Annotated in this window: 22 protein-coding genes; 21 read left to right on the forward strand and 1 reads right to left on the reverse strand. The window is 55.7% G+C overall.

Going from position 1 to position 21,598, the window contains the following annotated elements:
* Nucleotides 1–23: 23 nt before the first annotated feature.
* The 17 genes from LHAB_RS12900 to LHAB_RS14710 all read left to right on the forward strand — a co-directional run bounded on the left by LHAB_RS12900 (nt 24) and on the right by LHAB_RS14710 (nt 16,328).
* Nucleotides 24–785 carry a flagellar basal body rod protein FlgF gene (locus tag LHAB_RS12900; protein WP_090046933.1) on the forward strand — a complete coding sequence of 254 codons (762 nt, stop codon included), beginning with the start codon at nt 24–26 and terminating at the stop codon, nt 783–785.
* Between the two features lie 19 nt (nt 786–804).
* On the forward strand, nt 805–1,590 hold the full coding sequence (flgG, locus tag LHAB_RS12905) for a flagellar basal-body rod protein FlgG (protein ID WP_194943177.1): 786 nt from the start codon (nt 805–807) through the stop codon (nt 1,588–1,590).
* A 10-nt stretch (nt 1,591–1,600) separates the two neighbouring features.
* The gene (locus tag LHAB_RS12910) at nt 1,601–2,341 is read left to right on the forward strand and encodes a flagellar basal body L-ring protein FlgH (protein ID WP_090046937.1); all 741 of its coding nucleotides are present in this window, start codon (nt 1,601–1,603) and stop codon (nt 2,339–2,341) included.
* Nucleotides 2,342–2,364: 23 nt separating this feature from the next.
* Nucleotides 2,365–3,489: a flagellar basal body P-ring protein FlgI gene (locus LHAB_RS12915; RefSeq protein WP_090046939.1), complete on the forward strand. Its 1,125-nt coding sequence runs from the start codon at nt 2,365–2,367 to the stop codon at nt 3,487–3,489.
* An 11-nt stretch (nt 3,490–3,500) separates the two neighbouring features.
* Nucleotides 3,501–3,971 (forward strand): rod-binding protein, encoded by a 471-nt coding sequence (locus LHAB_RS12920; protein WP_090046941.1) that lies wholly within the window; start codon nt 3,501–3,503, stop codon nt 3,969–3,971.
* Complete coding sequence (gene flgK / locus LHAB_RS12925; RefSeq protein ID WP_090046943.1) at nt 3,968–6,451, forward strand: flagellar hook-associated protein FlgK; 2,484 nt, start codon at nt 3,968–3,970, stop codon at nt 6,449–6,451. The genes LHAB_RS12920 and flgK overlap by 4 nt, the downstream gene beginning before the upstream one ends.
* An 11-nt stretch (nt 6,452–6,462) precedes the next feature.
* Entirely contained in the window at nt 6,463–7,389 is a 927-nt protein-coding gene (gene flgL, locus LHAB_RS12930; RefSeq protein WP_090046945.1) for a flagellar hook-associated protein FlgL, read from the forward strand.
* Nucleotides 7,390–7,500: 111 nt separating this feature from the next.
* Nucleotides 7,501–8,919, forward strand: a complete 1,419-nt coding sequence (fliD, locus tag LHAB_RS12935; protein WP_090046946.1) for a flagellar filament capping protein FliD — start codon at nt 7,501–7,503, stop codon at nt 8,917–8,919.
* 191 nt (nt 8,920–9,110) lie between these two features.
* Nucleotides 9,111–9,494 carry a flagellar protein FlaG gene (locus LHAB_RS12940; RefSeq protein WP_090046948.1) on the forward strand — a complete coding sequence of 128 codons (384 nt, stop codon included), beginning with the start codon at nt 9,111–9,113 and terminating at the stop codon, nt 9,492–9,494.
* Nucleotides 9,495–9,624: 130 nt separating this feature from the next.
* A complete protein-coding gene (locus tag LHAB_RS12945; RefSeq protein ID WP_090046950.1) occupies nt 9,625–10,461 on the forward strand; it encodes a flagellin N-terminal helical domain-containing protein in 837 nt (278 codons plus the stop codon).
* A gap of 57 nt (nt 10,462–10,518) precedes the next feature.
* Nucleotides 10,519–11,346 carry a flagellin N-terminal helical domain-containing protein gene (locus LHAB_RS12950; RefSeq protein ID WP_304438218.1) on the forward strand — a complete coding sequence of 276 codons (828 nt, stop codon included), beginning with the start codon at nt 10,519–10,521 and terminating at the stop codon, nt 11,344–11,346.
* 57 nt (nt 11,347–11,403) lie between these two features.
* Nucleotides 11,404–12,228 carry a flagellin N-terminal helical domain-containing protein gene (locus tag LHAB_RS12955; RefSeq protein ID WP_090046952.1) on the forward strand — a complete coding sequence of 275 codons (825 nt, stop codon included), beginning with the start codon at nt 11,404–11,406 and terminating at the stop codon, nt 12,226–12,228.
* 57 nt (nt 12,229–12,285) lie between these two features.
* On the forward strand, nt 12,286–13,107 hold the full coding sequence (locus LHAB_RS12960) for a flagellin N-terminal helical domain-containing protein (RefSeq protein WP_090046954.1): 822 nt from the start codon (nt 12,286–12,288) through the stop codon (nt 13,105–13,107).
* Between the two features lie 81 nt (nt 13,108–13,188).
* Entirely contained in the window at nt 13,189–14,010 is an 822-nt protein-coding gene (locus tag LHAB_RS12965) for a flagellin N-terminal helical domain-containing protein (RefSeq protein ID WP_090046955.1), read from the forward strand.
* A gap of 157 nt (nt 14,011–14,167) precedes the next feature.
* A complete protein-coding gene (locus tag LHAB_RS12970; protein WP_090046956.1) occupies nt 14,168–14,887 on the forward strand; it encodes a hypothetical protein in 720 nt (239 codons plus the stop codon).
* A gap of 68 nt (nt 14,888–14,955) precedes the next feature.
* Nucleotides 14,956–15,543: a class I SAM-dependent methyltransferase gene (locus LHAB_RS12975; protein WP_090046958.1), complete on the forward strand. Its 588-nt coding sequence runs from the start codon at nt 14,956–14,958 to the stop codon at nt 15,541–15,543.
* Nucleotides 15,540–16,328 (forward strand): hypothetical protein, encoded by a 789-nt coding sequence (locus LHAB_RS14710; RefSeq protein ID WP_194943178.1) that lies wholly within the window; start codon nt 15,540–15,542, stop codon nt 16,326–16,328. The genes LHAB_RS12975 and LHAB_RS14710 overlap by 4 nt, the downstream gene beginning before the upstream one ends.
* 382 nt (nt 16,329–16,710) lie before the next feature.
* Here LHAB_RS14710 and LHAB_RS12985 read toward each other — a convergent pair whose 3' ends face one another.
* Entirely contained in the window at nt 16,711–18,621 is a 1,911-nt protein-coding gene (locus tag LHAB_RS12985) for a motility associated factor glycosyltransferase family protein (RefSeq protein WP_090046964.1), read from the reverse strand.
* Nucleotides 18,622–18,887: 266 nt separating this feature from the next.
* On the opposite strand from LHAB_RS12985, the gene LHAB_RS12990 reads away from it, so the two are divergent.
* The 4 genes from LHAB_RS12990 (at nt 18,888) to LHAB_RS13005 (ending at nt 21,485) form a co-directional block, all read left to right on the forward strand.
* A complete protein-coding gene (locus LHAB_RS12990; RefSeq protein WP_090046966.1) occupies nt 18,888–19,349 on the forward strand; it encodes a hypothetical protein in 462 nt (153 codons plus the stop codon).
* A 41-nt stretch (nt 19,350–19,390) separates the two neighbouring features.
* Entirely contained in the window at nt 19,391–19,846 is a 456-nt protein-coding gene (locus tag LHAB_RS12995; RefSeq protein ID WP_194943179.1) for a tetratricopeptide repeat protein, read from the forward strand.
* 427 nt (nt 19,847–20,273) lie between these two features.
* Complete coding sequence (locus LHAB_RS13000; protein ID WP_090046970.1) at nt 20,274–21,221, forward strand: flagellin N-terminal helical domain-containing protein; 948 nt, start codon at nt 20,274–20,276, stop codon at nt 21,219–21,221.
* A 63-nt stretch (nt 21,222–21,284) separates the two neighbouring features.
* The gene (locus LHAB_RS13005) at nt 21,285–21,485 is read left to right on the forward strand and encodes a hypothetical protein (protein ID WP_090046972.1); all 201 of its coding nucleotides are present in this window, start codon (nt 21,285–21,287) and stop codon (nt 21,483–21,485) included.
* Nucleotides 21,486–21,598 lie beyond the last annotated feature (113 nt).

The raw sequence follows: 21,598 nt of genomic DNA on the forward strand, positions 1-21,598 counted from the left end.
GCCCCATTGCCTGAGAACACACCATGGACCGTCTTGTCTTCACCTCCAACGCCACCATCAAGGAGCAGGCAACTGCACGCCAGGTGCTGGTCAACGACCTGGCCAACGTGTCCACTGTGGGCTTCAAAAGCAGCTACGACGTGGCGCTGCAGTCGGTCAAAGTAGAAGGCGCAGGCTTTGACTCCCGCTATCAGGCACAAGCCGTCGCTCGCGATCAAATCCGCCTGACACCGGGCCCGGTCATGGCCACGGGGCGCCCCTTGGACATCGCCATGGCCGACAGAGCCGTGCTCACCGTTCAAGCCCCCAACGGTGATCTGGCTTTTACCCGCCGGGGTGACTTGAAGATCAACCCCCAAGGGCAATTGGAAAATGGCTCCGGCCACTTGGTCATGGGCAATGCCGGTCCCATTGCCGTGCCGCCAGGCATGATGGTGACCATCAACCCCGATGGCTCCATCTACGCCAAAGACCCCGCACAACCGTCCACGGCCCCCTCGGTGTTCATCGATCAATTGCGATTGCGCGATGGCACCGACGCCAAGCTCGGTCGTCGGCAAGATGGCCTGTTCAAAGTGGATGGTCAACCTGACGGCACCGACATCCCGGCAGGCAACGCGCCCTCCCGGTTGATTCCGCAAGCCCTGGAGGGCAGCAACGTCAGCGCTATCGAAGCCATGACGCGGCTGATCGACCAATCGCGCAGCTTCGAAACCCAAATTCGCATCATCAAGGAAACCAAGTCGCTCGACGAGTCGGGCGCTTCCATGATGAAAACCGCCTAAAAACTGACAGGAGCCCCCCATGGATGCATCAATGTGGATTGCCAAAACCGGCTTGGATGCGCAGCAAACGCGCATGTCGGTCATCTCCAACAACTTGGCCAACGTCAACACGACCGGTTTCAAGCGCGACCGTGCCACGTTCGAAGACATGCTCTACCAAAACCTGCGCCAACCAGGCGCCCAGGTCGGCGCCGACGCACAATCGCCCACCGGGCTGATGCTGGGCACCGGTGTGCGCATTGTGTCGACCGAAAAGACACACGCCCAAGGCAGCTTGGTGACCACCAAGAACGCCCTCGATCTGGCCGTTCAAGGCGAAGGATTTTTCCAGATTGCCCAGCCCGATGGCACCACCGCATACACCCGCGACGGTGGATTCAAACTCTCGGCCACCGGCCAACTGGTGACCACCAACGGCATGCCTTTGCAACCGGCCATCACCATTCCGCCCAACGTGGCCAGCATCACCGTGGGCCAAGACGGCACCGTGTCGGTGGAAGTCGCTGCAGGCGGCGGCAGCCAGGTCCTTGGCCAGATCCAGATTGCCCGCTTTGCCAACCCGGCAGGCCTGCAATCGATGGGGCAAAACCTGATGAAAGAAACCACGGCCAGTGGTGCGCCCCAGGTGGGTCAGCCCGGTTTGGCCGGTGCGGGTCAACTCATGCAGGGGGCCCTGGAAGCGTCCAACGTGAACGTGGTGGAAGAAATGGTCAACATGATCGAAACCCAGCGCGCCTACGAGATCAACTCCAAAGCCATCTCGGCCGTGGACGGCATGCTGCGCTTCCTGAACAACAACATGTAAGCAGCGCACCATGAACAAAACACTGTCACTGCCTTGCGCCATCGGCATCGTTCTGGTGCTCGGCTTGAGCGGCTGCGCTTCGCCCAGTGCGCCCATGGCCCATTCCCCGCAATTCGCACCGGTGCTGCCAGTCGCTGTCGAAAAACCCAAAATGGCCACTGGCGCCATTTACAACGGCCGCCAAAGCGACAACTGGTTTGGCAGGGTTCGCTCCTACAACGTGGGCGATGTCATCACCGTTCTGCTCAATGAGTCCACCCAAGCCGGCCGCACCCAAAGCGGCAGCATCAAACGCGCCGCCTCCAACGACGTGATTCCCTCGGTGACCAGTGCCCCCAATGGGCTCAACGCACGGGTGCAAGGCATGCGCTTGCCCACCCAGGTTTTGGGGACACGCCTGCAGGGCATCATGGGCGGCGTCGACCTGAGCCGGGCCAACATCGAAAGCGTGGGAAGCGGTGAAGCCGGCCAGCAAGCCAGCCTGATTGGCGACGTGTCTGTCACCGTGATCGAGGTGCTGGCCAACGGCAACCTGATGGTGCGTGGCGAAAAACAACTGGCCCTGACCGAAGGCGCCGAAATCATCCAGGTCAACGGCATCATCCGTCCCGAAGACATCTCGCCCAACAACACCGTGCAGTCACGCCGCTTGGCCAATGCCCAGATTGCCTACCGTGGCACGGGTGACATGGCCAACGCCGCCAAAGCCGGCTGGGGCACCAACGCCCTCATGAAGTTCTGGCCCTTCTAATCCCCCGGCACTCTGAAAACCCCATGAAATCCACCCTCTTCACCCTCGTTCTGTTGCTCGGCCTGTCGGGCTCGGCCTGGGCTGACCGCGTCAAAGACCTGGCCTCGGTGGCTGCTGGCCGCAGCAACCAACTCATTGGCTACGGCCTGGTGGTGGGCTTGCAAGGCACGGGCGACGGTGCCGACGTGTCCTTCACCGCCCAAAGCATGAAAGCCATGTTGGCCCGCTTGGGCGTGGGCATCGATGGGCCCTTGTCTGACTTTGAACAAAGTGCGACCAGCGGCAAGATCGACATCAAAAACGTGGCCGCCGTGATGGTCACGGCCGAGTTGCCGGGTTTTGCCAAACCCGGTCAAAAGATTGACATCAAAGTGTCGGCCATCGGCAAAGCCACCAGCCTGCGCGGGGGTAGTTTGCTGCTCACCAGCCTGCGTGGCGTCGACGGCGAAATCTATAGCTTGGCCCAGGGTGCCCTCACCGCCACCGGCGTGGAAACCAGCGCGGCCGGCTCCAAGGTCAGCATTGGTGTGCCCACATCTGCCCGCATCCCGGGCGGCGCCACCGTGGAGCGCATCGTCGACACCCCTTTTGACAGGGCCGACCATGTGGTCATGAATGTGCGCGAATCGGACTTCACCACCACCACCGCCATCGTCAACGCCATCAACAAGAACTTTGGTCAGGGCACGGCCCAGGCCCTGGACGGCATGTCGTTTGCCATCAAGGCCCCCAGCGACATGTCGCAACGGGTGGCCTTCATGAGCATGGTAGAAAACCTCGACGTGGTCCCCGGCGAGCCACCTGCCCGCGTGGTGGTCAACTCGCGCACCGGCACCGTGGTGATCAGCCGCAATGTGCGTGTCACAGCCGCAGCCGTGGCCCACGGGACGATCTCGGTCGCCATTGCTGCCACCAACGAGGTGTCCCAACCAGGTGCCTTCTCGCAAGGCCAGACGACACCGGTTCAAAACGCCGACATCGCCGTGTCCGAACCCAAAAACCCGATGTTCCTGTTCCAACCCGGGGTAGATTTGCGCCAGGTGGTCGATGCAGTCAACCAAGTGGGCGCGACACCGTCGGCCTTGATCGCGATCCTCGAAGCCCTCAAAAGCTCGGGCAGCTTGCGCGCCGAACTGATCGTGATCTAAAGCGAGACCCCATGAGCGACCTGTCCACCACCTCCTCCAGCACCTACCTGGACTTCAACGCCCTCACGCGCCTGAAGGGTGAGGCGGCGCAAGATCCTTCCAAAGCCATCCGCCAGACCTCTGAGCAGTTCGAGGCCTATTTCATCCAGCAAATGATGAAGACCATGCGCGAGTCGATTGAAAAAAGCGACCTCGTCGATGGCGGCAACATGGACATGTACCAGGACCTGATGGACAAGGAAATTTCGCTGCAGATGGTCAAGCGGGGCGGCATGGGCCTGGCCGACATGATGGAGCGCCAGATGAAGCAAGCCCAAGGCCTTAGCACACAAGACGCCTTGCAACTGCACAAAAACCAAGCCATGCCAATGACCCCTGCGCGTGAAGCCATGTCCCTCAAACCGGAAGCCATCAAGGCTTACGAACTCGAGCGCATATCCGGCTACAAACTCGACCGGGTCACCCCAGGAGATCAGCCATGAGTGACTTGCTCAGCATCGGCAGCTCGGGTGTGACCGCTTACCAGCGTGCCTTGGCCACGGTCTCCAACAACATCGCCAACGTCAACACCGACGGCTACACACGCCAGGATGTATCGCTGACAGCGAACCAGCCACGACAAATCGGCAACAGCTACCTGGGAACGGGTGCGCGCTTTGACGCCGTCCAGCGCCAGTACGACGCCTTTGTGGAATCGAATTTGCGCAACAGCAACAGCGACCTGGCCAGTCAAAAGCCCCTGCTGTCCTACGTCAATCGCTTGATCGATGTCATGGGCGATGAGAGCATCGGACTGACGACCGCGATGAACCTGTTCTTCGAATCCGCCAGAGACTTGTCCAGCGACCCGGCGTCGATCGTTTCACGCAGCACATTCTTACGCGACGCCGATGGCTTGGCCTCCCGCTTTCAGCAACTGGCAGGTCAGTTCGATCTGCTGGACAACGAAACCCGCCAATCGGTTGAAACCGATGTGGGGCAGATCAATTCGTTGACGCAGCAACTGGGTTTGCTGAACAAGCAAATGGTCAAACACAGCAGCGCTGCCAGTCAGCCCTCGGAGTTGCTCGACCAACGCGACCGCTTGTTGCGGGAATTGTCGGGATTGATATCCGTCAAAACACGCTTTGAAACCAATGGCGCTGTCGTGGTCAGTGTGGGCGACACTCTGGACCAAGGCATCCTGGTTCAAAAAACGAGCACGCGGTCCATCAGCGTTTCCCAATCCAGCATCGACAAAAACAAGCTGGAATTTCTCATCGACGCTTACGGCAAACCAGAAACCATGCCCGGCATCAGCAGTGGCAAAATCGGTGGTGTCATGAATTTTCGTGACCAAGTGCTCAATCCCGCCTTCAACTCCTTGAATGATCTGGCCGAAGTGATGGCCCGTGAGATCAATGCGGTGCACAGCGAGGGTGTGGACGCCGAAGGCCTGTTGGGTGGCGACTTGTTTGGCTTCAGTGCCGACAAACCCTTTCAAGCGGCGGGCATGAAAATTCTTGTTCAAGACGTCAATCGGGTTGCAGCAGCCGGACAATTCAGGGTCATTGACGACCCCCTCAACAGCGGATCAGCCCAGGCCCGCGTGAGCTATGAAGCGTCCACCTTCGCGGGGCCAACGGCTTTGGCCGGTGACTTGGCGCTGGCGCAAGTTCCGCAAATCGGCACCATCACCGTCGAGACCAGCTTGAGCGAGCCCTTTGCCAGTCTGGGTGTGGTGAGCGTGGGCACCCAAAATCTGTCCCTGACACTCGAAAATCCAACGGTTTACCAATCTTTTCAGGTTCTGACCCGGGACGGCCGCCATGTTTTAGGTCAGACCTTGAGCGCCGACGAACAGGCCTTGCTGATCAAACCGGGCAACGGCATGGAAACTGGCGCCACCTACAGCGCAGACCACCTCAACGCCAGTGGTGCATCGACCTATCTGGACATGGACATTTTCATGGGCGCGAAAGCCGAAGTCGGTGTGGTGCAGCAGTTCAACACCGCCACCGGTGACTTGTTGGATCCACAAAAGACACCGGCCGTACTGACGGGCAACACCTTCGTGCCCTCCTCTGCAGATATTGCTGCAGGCGCCCTGACGCTCAATGGCCGAGATCTGCCCGCCCTGGCGGGACCGCTGACCTTGAGCGCCGTCGTCAATTGGCTCAACACTGAAACCGCCAACACCGGCATCACAGCAAGTGAATCAAGTGGTCGACTGGTCCTGTCACGCGCCAGCGACAACACGACCGATGACATTCGGCTGGGCATGGGCAGCAGCGGCGTGGCAACAGATTTGAGCCGTCTGGGCTTTGACACCCGAATTTCGATCCAGGGTGTAGCCAAAGACGACCTGTTGATTTTCGTGACCGACCGCAGCGGCGCTACCAGCAACGCGACAGTCAGCGGCCAATTCACAGGCATGGAAGGGGGCATGAAGCAAACTTTGCGGGCTTCCACGCTGCAAGTGACCTTCAGCTCCGCCACCGATTACCAAATTGTGGACACCACCACGGATACGGTGGTGGCCGAACGCAGCTTGCAAGACAACCTCAACTCCACTGTTCCCAGTCTTTCCTACCGTGGCTTGAAGCTGGAATTCTCGACCACGCCAAAGGCTGGCGATGTCTTCACCATCGATGGCAATGCCGATGGCATCGGCAACAACGAAGCCATGCTGCAGCTGGTCGCACTCGAAGATGAAGCCATCATGCCCGGCGGGCTGACCATGACCGAGGCCTACATTGAACGCGTCAATCAAGTCGGCAGCGTGGCCAGGCAAGCGGCCATTGCGGAGCAAGCGCTGAGTGTGGTCTATCAACAAGCCCAAGAGGCACGCGACGGCATCTCGGGCGTCAGTTTGGACGAAGAGGCTTCCGCTTTGGTGCGTTTTCAGCAAGCCTACCAAGCCAACGCCAAAGTCATGCAAACAGCCATGTCCCTGTTTGATGCCATCTTGCAAGTGCGCTGAACGGAGCCCCTATGAAAATTTCCACCATGTTTCTGTTTGACCGCGCCACCGAGCGGATGAGCACGACCCAAAACAAACTGGCGACCACGCAGGCCCAGCTGGCTGTGGGCAAGCAGATTCTCTCGCCCAGTGACGCCCCAGACCAAGCCGCCGCCATCCAGCGCCTCAAGGGAGAGATTCAGCGCCAGGACAGCCACATGCGCACACTTGGGGTGGCGATTGGCCGGTACACCTCTGAAGAAATCGCCCTGTCGTCGTCCAATGACATTTTGATTCGGATGAAAGAGCTGGGCTTGCAGGCCGCCAATGACACCCTGGCCCCCGATGACCGCAAAGCCATCGGGATGGAAATGAAAGCCCTGCGTGACCAACTGCTGAGCCTGGGCAACACCCGCGACAACAGCGGCAATTATTTGTTTTCCGGTACACGCGTCAACACACCGGCCTTTGCAGAAGACGTCAGCGGCGAGGTCATTTACCAAGGTGACCAAACGCAAACCCGTATTCCTGCAGGCATGGAGCGCACCGTGCAGTTCACCCGCGCGGGCACCGACGTGTTCAGCCGTGTGGTGCGCGAAAACTCCGACCAAACCAGCACAAGCGTCGGCTTTTTTGACGCGCTGGACCAGATGATCGAGGGCATCGACAACAGCGAAACCCTCCAGATTCAACAAGGTGTGGCCGACATCACCCAAATGCACAACAACCTGACGCTCGCACAAGCCCAAAATGGTTCTGACCAGTCGGTTGTGCAAGCACAAATCGATGTGCTGGACGAGACCACGCTGCGCCTCAAATCCACCCTGTCGGAGATTGAAGACTTGGACTATGCCGAGGCCGTGACCCGCATGAACAAAGAGATGATGTCCCTCGAGGCGGCCATGGGCAGCTTTCAAAAGATATCGAGCTTGTCTCTTTTTGATTACATCCGGGGTTAAAACCATACCCATACCCATACCCATACCCATACCCATACCCATACCCATACACATCACGCACAGCACCTAGCGCGAGTTCGCCCTTTCTTCAACGCGATTACCCCCCAAACCATGGCTTCCACCAACCTTGTTTCTGCTTTAGGCGCCGGCTCTGGCGTCGATGTCAAAGCGCTGGCCGAAAGTCTGGTTGAAGCCGAACGGGCGCCCAGAAAAGAGCGCATTGACGCCAAGATCACCCAAACAGAAGCCAAGATATCAGGCTATGGCGCCCTTAAATTTTCTCTGTCAGAGCTGCAAACGGCATTCATGGCGCTCAACGATGCCAAAGATTTTTCGACACTCACAGCCACCAACAGCCAACCCAGCGCCCTAGGGATCGCGACCACGTCGAGCGCGACCGCCGGTGTGTACAACATCGAGGTCACCCAATTGGCACAAGCCACGCGCAGGGCCAGCAACGCCATCGCCTCTGGGACCACCTTCAATTCGGGGGCGGCATTTGATCTGACAGTGACCGTGGGCACCACCTCCACCGCCATTTCTGTCAGTACGGCCACCCCAGAGGGGGTCGTCAGTGCTGTGAATGCCCAAACGGCCACCACAGGCGTCAGTGCCCAGTTGATCAATACCGGAAGTGCCTACACACTGGTTTTCACCGGCACCGAAGGTGATGGCAATGACTTCACCATCAGCAGTGCCAGCAGTGATTTGACTTTTCAATCCACGACCCTGCAAGATGCACAAGATGCCCTCTTGAACATCAACGGCATCGACATCACCTCATCGAGCAACACCGTTGACGAAGCGCTGGCAGGCGTGACCCTCAATCTGTACACCACGACGACAGGTACCGCCCGCATCGGTCTCAACCCCGAAATCAGCACCGTCAAAGCCAATATCCAGGCCCTGGTCGCGGCCTACAACAATTTTTCAGACAGTGTGAAGGTTCTCAGCGACCGCAGCAGCGAAGTTGAGGAGTTTGGTGGCGCCTTGGCGGGCGACAGCCTGCTTCAAAGCATCAAATCTCAAGTGCGAAGCATGATCACGGGCGATTTCACCCTTTACACCGACACCGTCAACCTGACCGATCCACAGAACGCCAACATCAATGCCGCGTGGCAAGTGGGTTTGAGTTTTGACCGCAATGGCAAGCTCCAACTCGATGAAACCAAGCTGGACACCGCTTTTAGCGACTACGCCACCGAAGTGGTGACGCTTTTCACGGCCAACACCAATGACCTGAGCGTTTACAGCACCAGCTCGGCCGGTTTGGCCGGAACGGCCGTGCGAGACATCGACGAGATGCTGCGATCCACCAGTTTACTGACCGAGCAAACGAGCAATGCCACCCAAAAAGTCGAGCTCTACAAAGCCGACCTCTTGAAACTGGAAGAGCGCATGACTGCGCTGCTTGAACGCTATATGAAGCAGTTTGCCCTGATGGACAGCATCGTCGGCAGCAGCAACAGCATGCGTGAAAGCATGAAGAGCAGCTTTGAAGGCATGATGGCCTCTTATTCAAACAAGTAAGTTAAAACTAATTTTTTCCGTTTTTTATTTATTTTTCATTCTTATGGGATGAATGAAAAATGCTGCCTGAAAATTTCTCTCAAGTTTGATCGGCTCGGTCCGATACCTTCAATGTACCTCTGCGCGAACCACCCAGATCTTGGGTGATTTGGCGTTTTCGCAAGAAGAGAGTGTCTTGAAAGGATCTCAATATGAGCACCGACATCACAAAACCAGCAGCGCCGCAGCCGTTCAGGCCTGCGCCTGCTGCGCCCCCAGCAGCCGCACAAGGCAAGCCAGAAACCGCTGCGCCGGCAGAGGTGAAACTGGCCTTGCCAGAGAAGACCGACCTCCAGTTTGACCCCAAGGAAATGCAGAAAAACCTGCAAGAGGCCATCGAACGGTTGAACGACCAAATGAAAAGCAACGGGCGGCAACTGAACTTTTCAATTGACAAGGCGATTGACCGCACGGTCATCCAAGTCAAAAACGCCGAGACCGGTGAAGTCATTCGTCAAATCCCGAATGAAACCATGCTGCGTGTGGCGCACAGCATCGAGGATGTCAAGGGCATGCTGCTCGATGAAAAGTCCTGATCCGCAAATTATTTGCGGCTGTTCTTAAAGTTTTGAAATGACTGGTCGATTCATCAACCATGCAAGAGGAATATTTCACCTTGCCCTGGAATGTCTTCCATAAACATTTTGTGTCATCAGGAGTCCAACCATGACCGCCATCAACACCAACGTTAAATCGCTGATTGCCCAACAATCCTTGACAGTGAACAACCGTGCTCTGTCCAAGACCATGGAGCAACTGTCGACGGGCAAGCGCATCAACAGCGCCTCCGATGACGCCGCAGGCTTGTCGATCAGCAACAAAATGACGGCACAAATTCGCGGTTTGAACCAGGCCGTGCGCAATGGCAACGACGCGATCTCGATGATTCAAACCGCCGAAGGCGCTTTGAACGAAGTCACCAACATGCTGCAGCGCATGCGTGAACTGGCGGTCCAGTCCGTGAACGGCACCAACAGCACCGCCGACCGTACCTCGCTGGATGCCGAATACGATCAGTTGTTTGCCGAAATTTCACGAATTTCTGACAAAACAACATGGAACGGCATGGACATCATGGGCAACGGTGCTTCCGCGACCTCCGGCATCACCACTTTCCAGGTGGGTCCTGCTGCTTCAGACTCCGTCATTGTGACCTTTGCAGACGTCTCGCAATTGGGCGGTATGACCAACATTTCCGCCGGTGGCATTGGTTTAGTCGCCAGTGCGACGGCCGCCATCACTGACCTGGACCAAGCCATCTCCACCGTAGACGCTTACCGCTCTACCCTAGGTGCAGTAGTCAACCGGCTGAACTATGCCGCTGACAATTTGACAAATATCTCTACCAACACCGCAGCCTCTCGCAGTCGCATTCTGGACACCGACTATGCGGCCGCGACCACCGAGTTGGCGCGCACCCAGATCATCCAACAGGCCGCCACAGCGATGCTGGCGCAGGCCAACCAGTCGTCGTCCTCGGTTCTTTCACTTCTGCAACAGTGATTTGAAATTGACACCGCCCTCAACACCGATTTAATTCATTGATATTTGGAGCCCATCATGACCGCCATCAACACCAACGTCAAATCTCTCATTGCCCAGCAGTCTTTGACGGTGAACAACCGTGCTCTTTCCAAGACCATGGAGCAACTGTCCACCGGCAAGCGCATCAACAGCGCAGCAGATGACGCCGCGGGCTTGTCCATCAGCAACAAAATGACCGCGCAGATCCGTGGTTTGAACCAGGCTGTGCGCAACGCCAATGATGCGATCTCCATGATTCAAACCGCCGAAGGCGCCTTGAACGAAGTCACCAACATGATGCAACGCATGCGTGAACTGGCGGTCCAGTCGGTGAACGGCACCAACAGCACGGCTGACCGGACATCGCTGGATGCCGAATACGATCAGCTCGCTGCAGAAATCACCCGCATTTCTGACAAAACCACCTGGAACGGCATGGCCATTGGCGGCGCTAGCGCCGGCAGCTATGCGTTTCAAGTGGGTCCTACCGGCACAGACACCGTGACCCTTAGTTTTGTTGACATCGCTGTGACAGGCAGCACTGTCACCTCTGCTGGTGCCATTGGTGTTGCAGACGTCAGCGCAGCAACGAGCGCCATCACCAACTTGGACAACGCGATTTCCACCATCGATTCTTACCGCTCCACTTTGGGTGCCATGGTGAACCGTCTGAACTATGCAGCAGACAACTTGACGAACGTGTCCACCAACACTGCAGCCTCGCGTAGCCGCATTCTGGACACCGATTACGCTGCAGCGACGACTGAACTGGCTCGCACACAGATCATTCAACAGGCCGCTACAGCGATGCTGGCGCAAGCCAACCAATCGCCGTCGTCGGTGCTTTCGCTGCTCCAGCAGTGATCAAATTTACCTGACCGTTTGATCCGCTATCCGTCCGTCTAATTTTTGGAGCATTCCATGACCGCCATCAACACCAACGTCAAATCGCTGATTGCCCAGCAATCCTTGACAGTGAACAACCGTAGTCTGTCCAAGACCATGGAGCAACTGTCGACGGGCAAGCGCATCAACAGCGCAGCGGACGACGCAGCAGGCTTGTCCATCAGCAACAAGATGACGGCACAAATCCGCGGTTTGAACCAAGCCGTTCGCAACGCCAATGACGCGATTTCGATGATTCAAACTGCCGAAGGCTCTTTGAACGAAGTCACCAACATGCTCCAGCGCATGCGCGAACTGGCAGTGCAGTCTGTCAACGGCACCAACTCAAGCTCAGATCGGACCTCTTTGGATGCCGAATTCGACCAACTGAACGCCGAAATCTCCCGTATTTCCAACAAAACGACTTGGAACGGCATGGAAATCATGGGATCTGCCGCTGCATCAACAGCTTTTCAAGTCGGTCCAGCTGGAAGTGACTCAGTCACAGTGAGTTTTGTAAACGCTTCTTCCTTGGGCGGCATCGTTTCTGCCGCTTCCGAGGGTATTGAAACGGCCGTCAGCGCCACCAGTGCCATCACGGAACTGGATCAAGCCATCTCCACAGTAGACGCCTACCGCTCTACCTTGGGTGCAATGGTCAACCGCCTGAATTACGCGGCAGACAACTTGACGAACGTGTCCACGAACACTGCTGCCTCTCGCAGCCGCATACTGGACACCGACTACGCGGCAGCGACCACCGAACTGGCCCGCACCCAGATCATTCAACAGGCCGCCACGGCGATGCTGGCGCAGGCCAACCAGTCGCCCTCTTCGGTCCTGTCGCTGCTCCAGCAGTGATCTGAATCCACTGAGATTTCAGCTGAATTTATCGTTATCTAAAAACCGGAGTCTCCCATGAGCGCCATCAACACCAACGTCAAGTCCCTCGTCGCACAACAAGCTTTGACGGTGAACAACCGCAGCTTGAGCAAGGCCATGGCGCAGCTGTCGACGGGCAAGCGCATCAACAGTGCAGCCGACGATGCAGCGGGTCTGTCCATCAGCAACAAGATGACGGCTCAGGTGCGCGGTATGCAGCAAGCTGTTCGCAATACCAACGATGCCATTTCAATGGTGCAGACCGTTGAGGGCGCTCTGAACGAAGTGACCGGCATGCTCCAACGCATGCGCGAGCTGGCGGTGCAGTCTGTCAACGGCACCAATTCGAGTGCAGACCGCGTTTCACTGGACACAGAATTTGACCAATTGGCCACAGAAATCGCACGTATTTCTGACAAAACCACCTGGAACGGCATGACCGTGAGCGCCAGTGCAACAACTTACACATTCCAAGCCGGCGCCGACTCTGCAGATGTCGTCAGTGTCGATTTCAAAGATGTGAATTCGTCGCTGAACGGAATGTCTGACGTCAGCGGTGGGAGTGTGTCAACCGCTGCCGCTGCGACCAGTTCTATCGCGCACGTTGACAACGCCATCTCGGCCGTGGACGCCTACCGCTCGTCCTTGGGAGCGATGGTCAACCGCCTGAACTACGCCGCAGACAATCTGACCAACGTATCCACCAACACAGCTGCATCTCGCAGCCGTATTCTGGACACCGACTACGCGGCCACCACCACCGAATTGGCGCGCACCCAGATCATTCAGCAGGCCGCCACGGCGATGCTGGCCCAGGCCAACCAGTCGCCGTCGTCGGTTCTCTCCCTTTTGCAATAAGCGGTTCGCTAGGTTCTTGAGCCCTCAAACGCCATGACCTCGCCTTCAGCATGATCCGTTTTTGCAATCTAGGAGAAAAAGATGTCTGTGGTTAACAGCAACATCAAAGCGCTCGTGGCCAGCCAGGCCCTGAAAACCAGCGAAAAAAACCTTGGCACGGCCATGGAGCGTCTGTCTACAGGCAAGCGCATCAACAGTGCCGCGGACGACGCGGCGGGCTTGGCCATTGGCAACAAAATGGCCACACAAATTCGCAGCCTGAACCAGTCTGTGCGCAATGCCAACGATGCAATCAGCATGATCCAGACGGCCGATGGCGCGGCCGGTGGCATCACCCATTTATTGATTCGCATGCGTGAGCTGGCGGTTCAAGCCACCAACGGCACCAACTCGACCAGCGATAAAACCGCGCTGCAAACCGAGTTTGCGAGCCTGCAAACAGAAATCACGCGGATCTCTGACAAAACCACATGGAACGGCGTGGCCTTGATTGGGGCCGATGCCGGCTCTGTCGCCTACCAGATCGGCATCGACGGCAGTGCAGACTCCCAGGTCACCGTCACCTTCAAAGACCTCAACTCAGGCACCAGTTTTGCCACAGCGGTGGCATCCTCGACCAGCGCCACGTCAACGACCAGCATCACGCACATCGACGACGCGATATCCGCCTTGGACGCCTTCAGATCGGACCTGGGTGCCAAGATCAATCGGCTCAACTTTGCAGCCGACAACTTGACCAACATCGCCACCAACACGGCCGCGTCCCGCAGCAGAATTGTTGACACGGACTACGCCCAAACCACTTCCGAGCTGGCCCGAGCGCAGATCGTCCGGCAGGCGGGCACAGCCATGCTGGCCCAAGCCAACCAGCAGCCTGCCTTTGTGCTGGCGCTGCTCAGATAAGGCCCCTGGCCGTCAGGCTGGTCGACGGATGGCCATGCATTGGCTCAATCCGTGACGCAAAAAACCTGGATCGTTTCTTGCTTTAGATGTTTTGCCGCACTCAGGCGGCAATGTTCTGCCGGCTTATCCGGCAGTGAAACATCCCAGCGAGGACGCTATGCATTCAGAAGTCATCAAGGTATTCATCGGCTACGACGAAGTAGAAAGCGTGGCCTGGCACACCATGGCGGCATCCATTTACCGCCACAGCAGCCGGCCTGTGGCCATCGTGCCCATCAAACTGGCCAACCTCAAGGGCATTTACACCCGTCCTCGTGACCCTCGACAGTCGAACGAATTCTCTTTCTCGCGCTTTTTGGTGCCCTACCTCTGCAACTATGAGGGCACGGGCATCTTTTTCGACTGCGACATGCTGCTTCGCACCGACATTGCTGACATGCTCAAAGTGATGGAGGAGCAGCCGGGCAAGGCGGCTTACGTGGTCAAGCACAGCTACGAACCACGGGACGGCTTGAAATACCTCAACACCGTTCAGTACAAATACCCCCGCAAGAACTGGTCATCGGTGGTGCTGTGGAACTGCGCCCACCCTGCCAACCGCATGGTCACGCCGGCATTCATCAACACCACCGAGCCCCTGAACCTGCACCGATTCACCTGGCTGAAAGACGAGGACATCGGCGAGTTGGATATCCGCTGGAACTGGCTGGTCGGGGAATACGACGATCCGCCTTCCGATGTCAAAAACGTGCACTGGACCGTGGGCGGGCCTTACTTCCACGAATACCAAAACTCGGATTTTTCACAGGAATGGTTTGAAGCGCGAGACAGGATGCAATATTGCCTGCAGCGCCAGCCATTGAAGGCCAGTGCTTGATCTTCAAATCGTTTACTTACGGCAATAAATAGGTACATTAAAAAATTTAAATTCGATTGATAAAAATTATGAATACAAAAATCATCAATGAGTATGCCGATAAAAATAACCTCAGTCAAATAAAACTAAATCTGGGGTCCGGTGGTCGACCAATGAAAGGTTGGATAAATATAGATAATTACGACTATGAAAAGAATGACTCATCCCGCTCTGGATCAATATACGATATAAAGATGGACATAAGAGATTTGGATGCAGATGATTCTACAGTTGATGAAATATTACTTTCCCACGTGATCGAACATTTTGTTCGCTGGGAAACAATAAAAATGCTGAAGCATTATTTTAACAAATTAAAATATGGCGGAAAACTCATAGTCGAAATGCCTGATTTGGACAGATGCATTGCGTGGTATATCCGACAAAAGCACACACCATCCATTAAAACGCCTAATGGGATCATGAACATGGGACTAACTCAATTTTATGGAAATCAATGGGATGAATTAGATTATGAAACACACAGATATGTGTGGCGACTCGATGAATTCACACAGGTACTACAAGAGATAGGTTTTACTATAGAGTCCGCTTCTCATCAAGCCGTATTCCATCAAAAAGAGCGAGATATGTTTGTTATTGGGGTAAAATTATGAAAACCATGATTACATCAATGAATCAGAAATTGTATGCCAATTATGGTAAAAGGTTTATTAACAGTTGGTCTGAAAACTCTGCAAATGATACCCGACTTATCGTCTCATTTGAAGGCGACATATCCGAAGAAGTAAATTCACACGCATCGGAAAAAATAATCATAATCCCGATCGATTCTGATGTTTGCAATCTTTTTCATCGAAAATTTGGAGCTTTTTCAGAGGCGAATGGCCTCATGTACTCCAAAAATAAAAAAATGCCTGGCGTGGCATCATTTTCCTACAATTTTAGATACGATGCAATCCGATTTTCATTCAAAATTTTTTCTCTCTACAAATGTCTACAATTGGGATTGATAAAAAATGATTTTGCCTGGATTGACTCTGATATTGTTTGCCTCAAGAATTTTTCATCCTCCGATTTAGATCAATTCTTCCCTGAACCAAACCAGCTGGCATCATACCTAGGACGTGAGAGTTTCCCCAAGCCCAATGCTTACAGTGAATGTGGTTTCGTCGGCTTTAATTTTGGACACCCAGAAGTTTTTAATTTTATTGAAGAGATGCTTCGAAATTACCTCAATGGTGACATTTTCTTGCTCAAGGAATGGCATGATTGCTATCTGTTCGACACTTGCCGGAAAAGCTTTGAAAAGAATAATCATTCATTTAAAAATCTTTCGATTAATTTCATGAATGAAGAACATCCATTTATGAAAACTAACCTTGGTATTTTCTTCGATCATCTGAAAGGCCCCGAAAGAAAAATCATTGGGCACAGTTAACCAAAATTTAAAAAATTAATTATTTTTGCATTCGATAATTCAATAACGAAAAAGCCACTCAACCGAGTGGCCAATCACCATAAAAATATAGCGATTCAAAAGTTAAAAATAAAAAGATAGTTCATCCGAAGAGTGGGACAACAAGTCATCCTGAGACAACTGGGACGCAAAATCGTGATTGATACCCTGGTTGATGTCAGCAACAAAGTCCTTGATGTCAGACAATTACACGGCGTTTGCCAATCACCACGAGGTAGGTAGGCACCAAACGCAGTGCGCGTAAATTGTCACAGTTCCGCCTTCGCTACGTTCAAAATGAGGTGAATCACAGGCGAAGGAAACGGCTCAGCTCAAGACGCTCTGTCACGTGTTGGACGCCTCGTTAAACCGTGTTTACCTTCGCACTTGCATCCAACACATTGCTGGTGCCATCCGCATTCCACCGATTGAACCCATACTTCTGCAAAAGTTGGTGGTCCATTCGCTGCCCCAGCACCATGTCGTCGCACAGCTGAATCAAACGGCTCAGCAAATCTTGGCCCTTCTGGGCACCATGCAAAGCCGATTTGTAAACTGATTGGTAGCCGCCATACACCCCTTTGATGTTGGCGCTGATCGCATCGTCCATCAGGACTTTTTGCTCGGTGGCCACCACGGCGGACTGGCCCATCATTTCGACCACAGTCTTGACCTGCCAGCTGCCGCCCACCAGCAGATGATTGATCTGCTCAATCTGGCGAACGACCGTTTTCTTGGGTGTTTTCTTAATGCCATTGACCAGCTTGATGCCCTTGTTCAGTTCAGTGACCAGTTGCTCGATCTGGCTGTTCAGTCCCCGCAAGCGATCCGCCAGTTGGGTCAAATAGGCCATGTCCGGCGCCCAGGCACGCGCGGGGTCTCCCTGCATCTCACCCAAGTGGCTGGCCTGGATTTCCCGGCACACACTCTCGAAGGGCACATGCGCAGCACCTTCAATGCGTGCACCGCCCTCTGTGGCATTCACAATCAAGCGATCAGGCATGTGCGCAATGCGCTGCTCGAACCAGGTCTTGTAATAGAGCAACTGGCGTTCGGTGCGCACGGGTTTGCCGTCATAGCCTTCAATTTCAAAACCCTTGGCATGCCGGGCTTCAAGCTGCTCTCGGGTGTACTGGCTGACATAACCGTCCGCATGGTCCTTGCCATCGGTCCAGGCCAAGTCCTGACCAATCAAGATGATCGGATTGGCACCCAATTGTTCGGCCAGACTGAATGCCGTGGTCGTGACCGACCCACCCGTCAACAAATACGAGGGCGCTGCGCCCAGATCTGTCAAAAGTCTGAACACATCCTTGTGGCAGCTCGTCACCAGGTATTTGTGGTTGCTGGACCAAGCCACATCGGGGCAGCAGCCAATCTCGATGACAAAGGTGGTGGCCGGATCGAGTTCATTGTGCTGCCAATAGGGTCGCTTTTTGGGATCGATGGAGACCACGAACTCAGGCACGATGCCGTGCTTCTTGAGGATGGGCACCGCTGGATCGGCTGCAATGATGACAAAAAGATCCTGGTACTTCTGCAGCAATGGCAGCTGCTTGTTCAAGGAGGGGCCCGTGGCCACGATCAGGACGGGCTTGTTTTTGTAAAGGTCTTTGTATTCGGTCAACGCGTTCAAGGGGTTGGCAAACACCGAATTGACCAAGGCATTGGCCAAGAAAAGATGGGACGAGCTCACACGCGTCATGCGCCCGACCGCCTTTTGATTCAGATGGTTGGTCAACTCCCGGTACAGGACGCGCAAATGTTCCACCGCTTGCGCCTCCAAGCTTTGCCCAAGCACTGGCTTCCAGCCCACAAAGCTTTCCGTGTCAATCAGCAGACTGACCCGCTCTGCTTGCGCTTTGGGCGTGTCCAGCGTGACGGAGTACAAGCGCTCGTCGGCGAGCACAGCCTCCACGGCCCGGGTGTTGTGGAGCGCCAGAAAGTCCGGCTGTGCATCGCACAACACATTGATCAAGCGTGAACACGGGCTGACCGCGTGCAAGATTTTTTGCAAATGGTCGATCCGCAGGCAGTTGTTCAGCAGCCAGATGGTGCGTTTCTTGGTCTTGTCGACTTGCTTGAGCAAATGGGCCAGCGCCAAGTCACCCTCCACTCCCAGGTCAAAGTCTACGGGCAAACGGAATGACGCAGACGCCATCAGCAGCGGTCTGAGCGCTTCCCCTTCCAGGATTCGCCCTGCAGCGGGCTCATGAAAAGCCATGGCCCCGAAAAAATGGCCATCTGCCTGGGTTGGCGCCTGATTCATCTGCATGTGAGTACTCCTGTGGTCTGTCGGTGCTGTGGCAAAGCTTCGCCGTTGAGATCAGCACAAGCAAGACCGATACCAGCTTTTTGAAGACGGCTTCAATGGGTTCGGCTACACCGAATGGCCGCTTTGGGTCCCCAAAGCCCAGCAACGACCTGGCATGCACCTTGCTTGAAAGCTCTGCCTGCTGGCCATGTGGCAAATTTCCGCCGCTCAGACAGGTTGCGCGCTCGACTCCGCGTTTTCGCTCATGAGTCCATCAAGGAATTCGCATGCAAAGCAAGGCACGACACTCTGAAGCACGGCAAAGCCAGCCTGATCTGGTGGTGCAAGCACCCGAGAAACCGTTGGACCCGGAGACCATCCGTGAAACGGTTTCCGTTCTGATCGCCCAAGGGGAACTGGCCATGGCCAGCGAAATGACCGATTTGGCCCGCGTCATCCATCCGAACAACGAATCCGTTCTGGTCATGAGTGCCCTGGTCGCCGAGGTCGCACAGGACTGGTACAAGGCCCATGCACTGCTCACCCGCTTGCATCATTTGCAAGGCGCGTCGATCACGGCAGAAACCTACCGACACGAAATTCGCGTTTTACGTTGCCTGGGGTCCCACGCCAAGGCCCTGAATCTGGCGCAAGACGCTTTGATCAAGTTTCCGACAGATGAAGTCCTGATCGAAGAGCATGCAGCGCTGGCGCCGCTTGTCCGCACACCGATTGCTTCTTTGGGCTAATGAGCCCCGCCCTCGCACCTAGATACCCCCTGGAGAAAACCATGTCACTCGCACTGAAACAACATGCGCCCGAATTGACCGGCCACTTATCTGCCCCTTTGGAATTGACCGTCGGAGAAGTCCATCGGCTGTCCCCCGCGCAGGTGCGTGAAGCCGTCTCGACCATGGTCTCACAAGGGCGCATGCCTTTGGCGACCGCCATTTGTGAAGCCGCTTTGGCCTTGAATCCGGACAGCGAAGACTTGCTCGTCATAAGCTGTTTGCTCGCAGAGGTGTTGCAAGACTGGGCCCGCGCCGAAGAATTGCTGATTCAACTGGTGGAAGTCCAAAGCCCCAACACCACCGCCCAAACCTGGCTGCACCTGGCCCGCGTGGCCCGTTGCCAGAACAAGCTGGACGATGCTTGGGTTGTGCTGGATTTCGCAGCCACACAGTTCCCCGACCATCCGATGATCCAAGAAGAATTGAACTCGGTGAATCAACTCATCCAGCCTTGAGCAAACGCTCTCTTGGGCTGAGGTGTCCGCGTGATCCACGCACCCCCCTGGGCGATGCCTCAGGGTTGAACAGCAGCCTTGCATCCAGTTCGTCAGACTTTGGCCAGCCACTCATGGGCCTCCAGTGGGCCTCTAGTGGGCCTCTCATCAGCCCCTGCCCGTCATCAGCACCGGGCACCGCTCAGCTGCCGGTGAACGCCAAGACGGCAGTTTTTTGCCGCCCACGACGCACGGCAACGGCCAACACATTCCCAAAATCACGATCGCCACGTTGAAGCCATACCGGCTTGGGCGTGGCATGGGCCGTTGACCCAAAAACTCATAAAAAAGCTGGCACAGGGCTTGCTGTGCAGATGGGAATGGACCTCAGACCCTCAACCCGTCGTCGTTATTCCGACAGCCACACCATCCGCCAGGAGATTTACCCATGACAGTCATCAACACCAACATCAAGTCTTTGGTGTCTCAAACGGCCCTGAACGCGAACAGCAAATCTGTGGCGGCAGCCATGGAACAATTGTCCACAGGCAAACGGATAAACAGTGCTGCCGATGATGCGGCAGGCCTGGCCATTTCCTCTCGCATGACGGCCCAGGTCCAAGGACTGGATCAAGCCGTGCGCAATGCCAACGATGGCATTTCCCTTTTGCAAACGGCTGAAGGCGCACTGATCGAAGTGACCAATATGCTGCAACGCATGCGCGAATTGGCGGTGCAAGCCGGCAACGACACCTACACCAGCTCCGACCGCACATCGCTCAATCTGGAATACAGCCAATTGATGCAAGAGATCAACCGGATTTCCCAGAATGCCCAGTGGAACGGCATGACGGTCCTCAACAACACCACCACCGGCGCGGCAGCGATCGGCACTGGCGGCACCGTGGCAGCACCCGCCACCGCAGGAACCGAGCTTCGCAATGTCCAGTTCCAGGTCGGCGCCAACTCCAGCCAAACCATCAGTGCCCAATTCAAGGACTTCTCCATCCCCATGACGACCACCGGAGAAGCGGATACGGCAGCTGCTGACGTTAGCACCAAAATTTTCAGCGGCGACGGGAAACTGCACGACACCAGCATCACTTCGGCGGCCACTGCCAGCATCGCCATCGCCCGCATTGATGTGGCCATGAATCGGATCAACGACGAACGCGCCACATATGGTGCTGTGATCAATCGCTTGAATTACGCAGGCGACAATTTGACCAATGTCTCCTTGAACACCTCTGAATCACGCAGCAGGATTTTGGATGCCGATTACGCCCAAGCCAGCAGCGAATTGGCCAGAACCCAGATCATCCAACAAGCCGCGACCGCTGTTTTGGCCCAAGCCAACATGGACCAGCAGTCGGTCCTCAAACTGCTGCAAGGTTAATTCGCCACCCTGACCCATCGGATGGCTCACCCTGTGAGCCGAACGATTCGTCCAAGTCGATCGATGACGCCACCACACACCCCTGCGGAACGGGGCCCCAACTGCTGGCAATGCCGGCATTTCGCCATCACCCACATCCCGACGGCTCCTTATGCCTGCCGGGCCATGGGCTTTCAGTCGCGGCTGCTGCCTGCGATGGAAGTGCTGCGTGTGGATGGCCAGTTCTGCATGCTCTTTCAAGCCAAAGACAAACCCGTTGCCTGACCTCGCGCGATGTGGCCCCCCGCATGCGCAGGCACGACCACTTGGCGTCTGCAGATGTGCCACAAGCCCGCTGTCAATCTTCCGTCAAGCGCAGTGTCAAATTCGCCCGGAAA

It is taken from the genome of Limnohabitans sp. 2KL-27, assembly GCF_001269345.1.
Lineage (GTDB): Bacteria > Pseudomonadota > Gammaproteobacteria > Burkholderiales > Burkholderiaceae_C > Limnohabitans_A.

Excerpts from the sequence above, each read along its gene's own strand:
- flgG (WP_194943177.1), top strand. The coding sequence starts at position 805 with ATGGATGCATCAATGTGGATTGCCAAAACCGGCTTGGATGCGCAGCAA.
- LHAB_RS13000 (WP_090046970.1), top strand. The coding sequence starts at position 20,274 with ATGACAGTCATCAACACCAACATCAAGTCTTTGGTGTCTCAAACGGCC.
- LHAB_RS12985 (WP_090046964.1), bottom strand. The coding sequence starts at position 18,621 with ATGCAGATGAATCAGGCGCCAACCCAGGCAGATGGCCATTTTTTCGGG.
- LHAB_RS12910 (WP_090046937.1), top strand. The coding sequence starts at position 1,601 with ATGAACAAAACACTGTCACTGCCTTGCGCCATCGGCATCGTTCTGGTG.
- LHAB_RS12900 (WP_090046933.1), top strand. The coding sequence starts at position 24 with ATGGACCGTCTTGTCTTCACCTCCAACGCCACCATCAAGGAGCAGGCA.
- LHAB_RS12975 (WP_090046958.1), top strand. The coding sequence starts at position 14,956 with ATGAATACAAAAATCATCAATGAGTATGCCGATAAAAATAACCTCAGT.
- LHAB_RS12920 (WP_090046941.1), top strand. The coding sequence starts at position 3,501 with ATGAGCGACCTGTCCACCACCTCCTCCAGCACCTACCTGGACTTCAAC.
- LHAB_RS13005 (WP_090046972.1), top strand. The coding sequence starts at position 21,285 with ATGACGCCACCACACACCCCTGCGGAACGGGGCCCCAACTGCTGGCAA.
- LHAB_RS12970 (WP_090046956.1), top strand. The coding sequence starts at position 14,168 with ATGCATTCAGAAGTCATCAAGGTATTCATCGGCTACGACGAAGTAGAA.
- fliD (WP_090046946.1), top strand. The coding sequence starts at position 7,501 with ATGGCTTCCACCAACCTTGTTTCTGCTTTAGGCGCCGGCTCTGGCGTC.
- LHAB_RS12990 (WP_090046966.1), top strand. The coding sequence starts at position 18,888 with ATGCAAAGCAAGGCACGACACTCTGAAGCACGGCAAAGCCAGCCTGAT.
- LHAB_RS12955 (WP_090046952.1), top strand. The coding sequence starts at position 11,404 with ATGACCGCCATCAACACCAACGTCAAATCGCTGATTGCCCAGCAATCC.
- flgL (WP_090046945.1), top strand. The coding sequence starts at position 6,463 with ATGAAAATTTCCACCATGTTTCTGTTTGACCGCGCCACCGAGCGGATG.
- LHAB_RS12950 (WP_304438218.1), top strand. The coding sequence starts at position 10,519 with ATGACCGCCATCAACACCAACGTCAAATCTCTCATTGCCCAGCAGTCT.
- LHAB_RS12940 (WP_090046948.1), top strand. The coding sequence starts at position 9,111 with ATGAGCACCGACATCACAAAACCAGCAGCGCCGCAGCCGTTCAGGCCT.
- LHAB_RS14710 (WP_194943178.1), top strand. The coding sequence starts at position 15,540 with ATGAAAACCATGATTACATCAATGAATCAGAAATTGTATGCCAATTAT.
- LHAB_RS12965 (WP_090046955.1), top strand. The coding sequence starts at position 13,189 with ATGTCTGTGGTTAACAGCAACATCAAAGCGCTCGTGGCCAGCCAGGCC.
- LHAB_RS12945 (WP_090046950.1), top strand. The coding sequence starts at position 9,625 with ATGACCGCCATCAACACCAACGTTAAATCGCTGATTGCCCAACAATCC.
- LHAB_RS12915 (WP_090046939.1), top strand. The coding sequence starts at position 2,365 with ATGAAATCCACCCTCTTCACCCTCGTTCTGTTGCTCGGCCTGTCGGGC.
- LHAB_RS12960 (WP_090046954.1), top strand. The coding sequence starts at position 12,286 with ATGAGCGCCATCAACACCAACGTCAAGTCCCTCGTCGCACAACAAGCT.
- LHAB_RS12995 (WP_194943179.1), top strand. The coding sequence starts at position 19,391 with ATGTCACTCGCACTGAAACAACATGCGCCCGAATTGACCGGCCACTTA.
- flgK (WP_090046943.1), top strand. The coding sequence starts at position 3,968 with ATGAGTGACTTGCTCAGCATCGGCAGCTCGGGTGTGACCGCTTACCAG.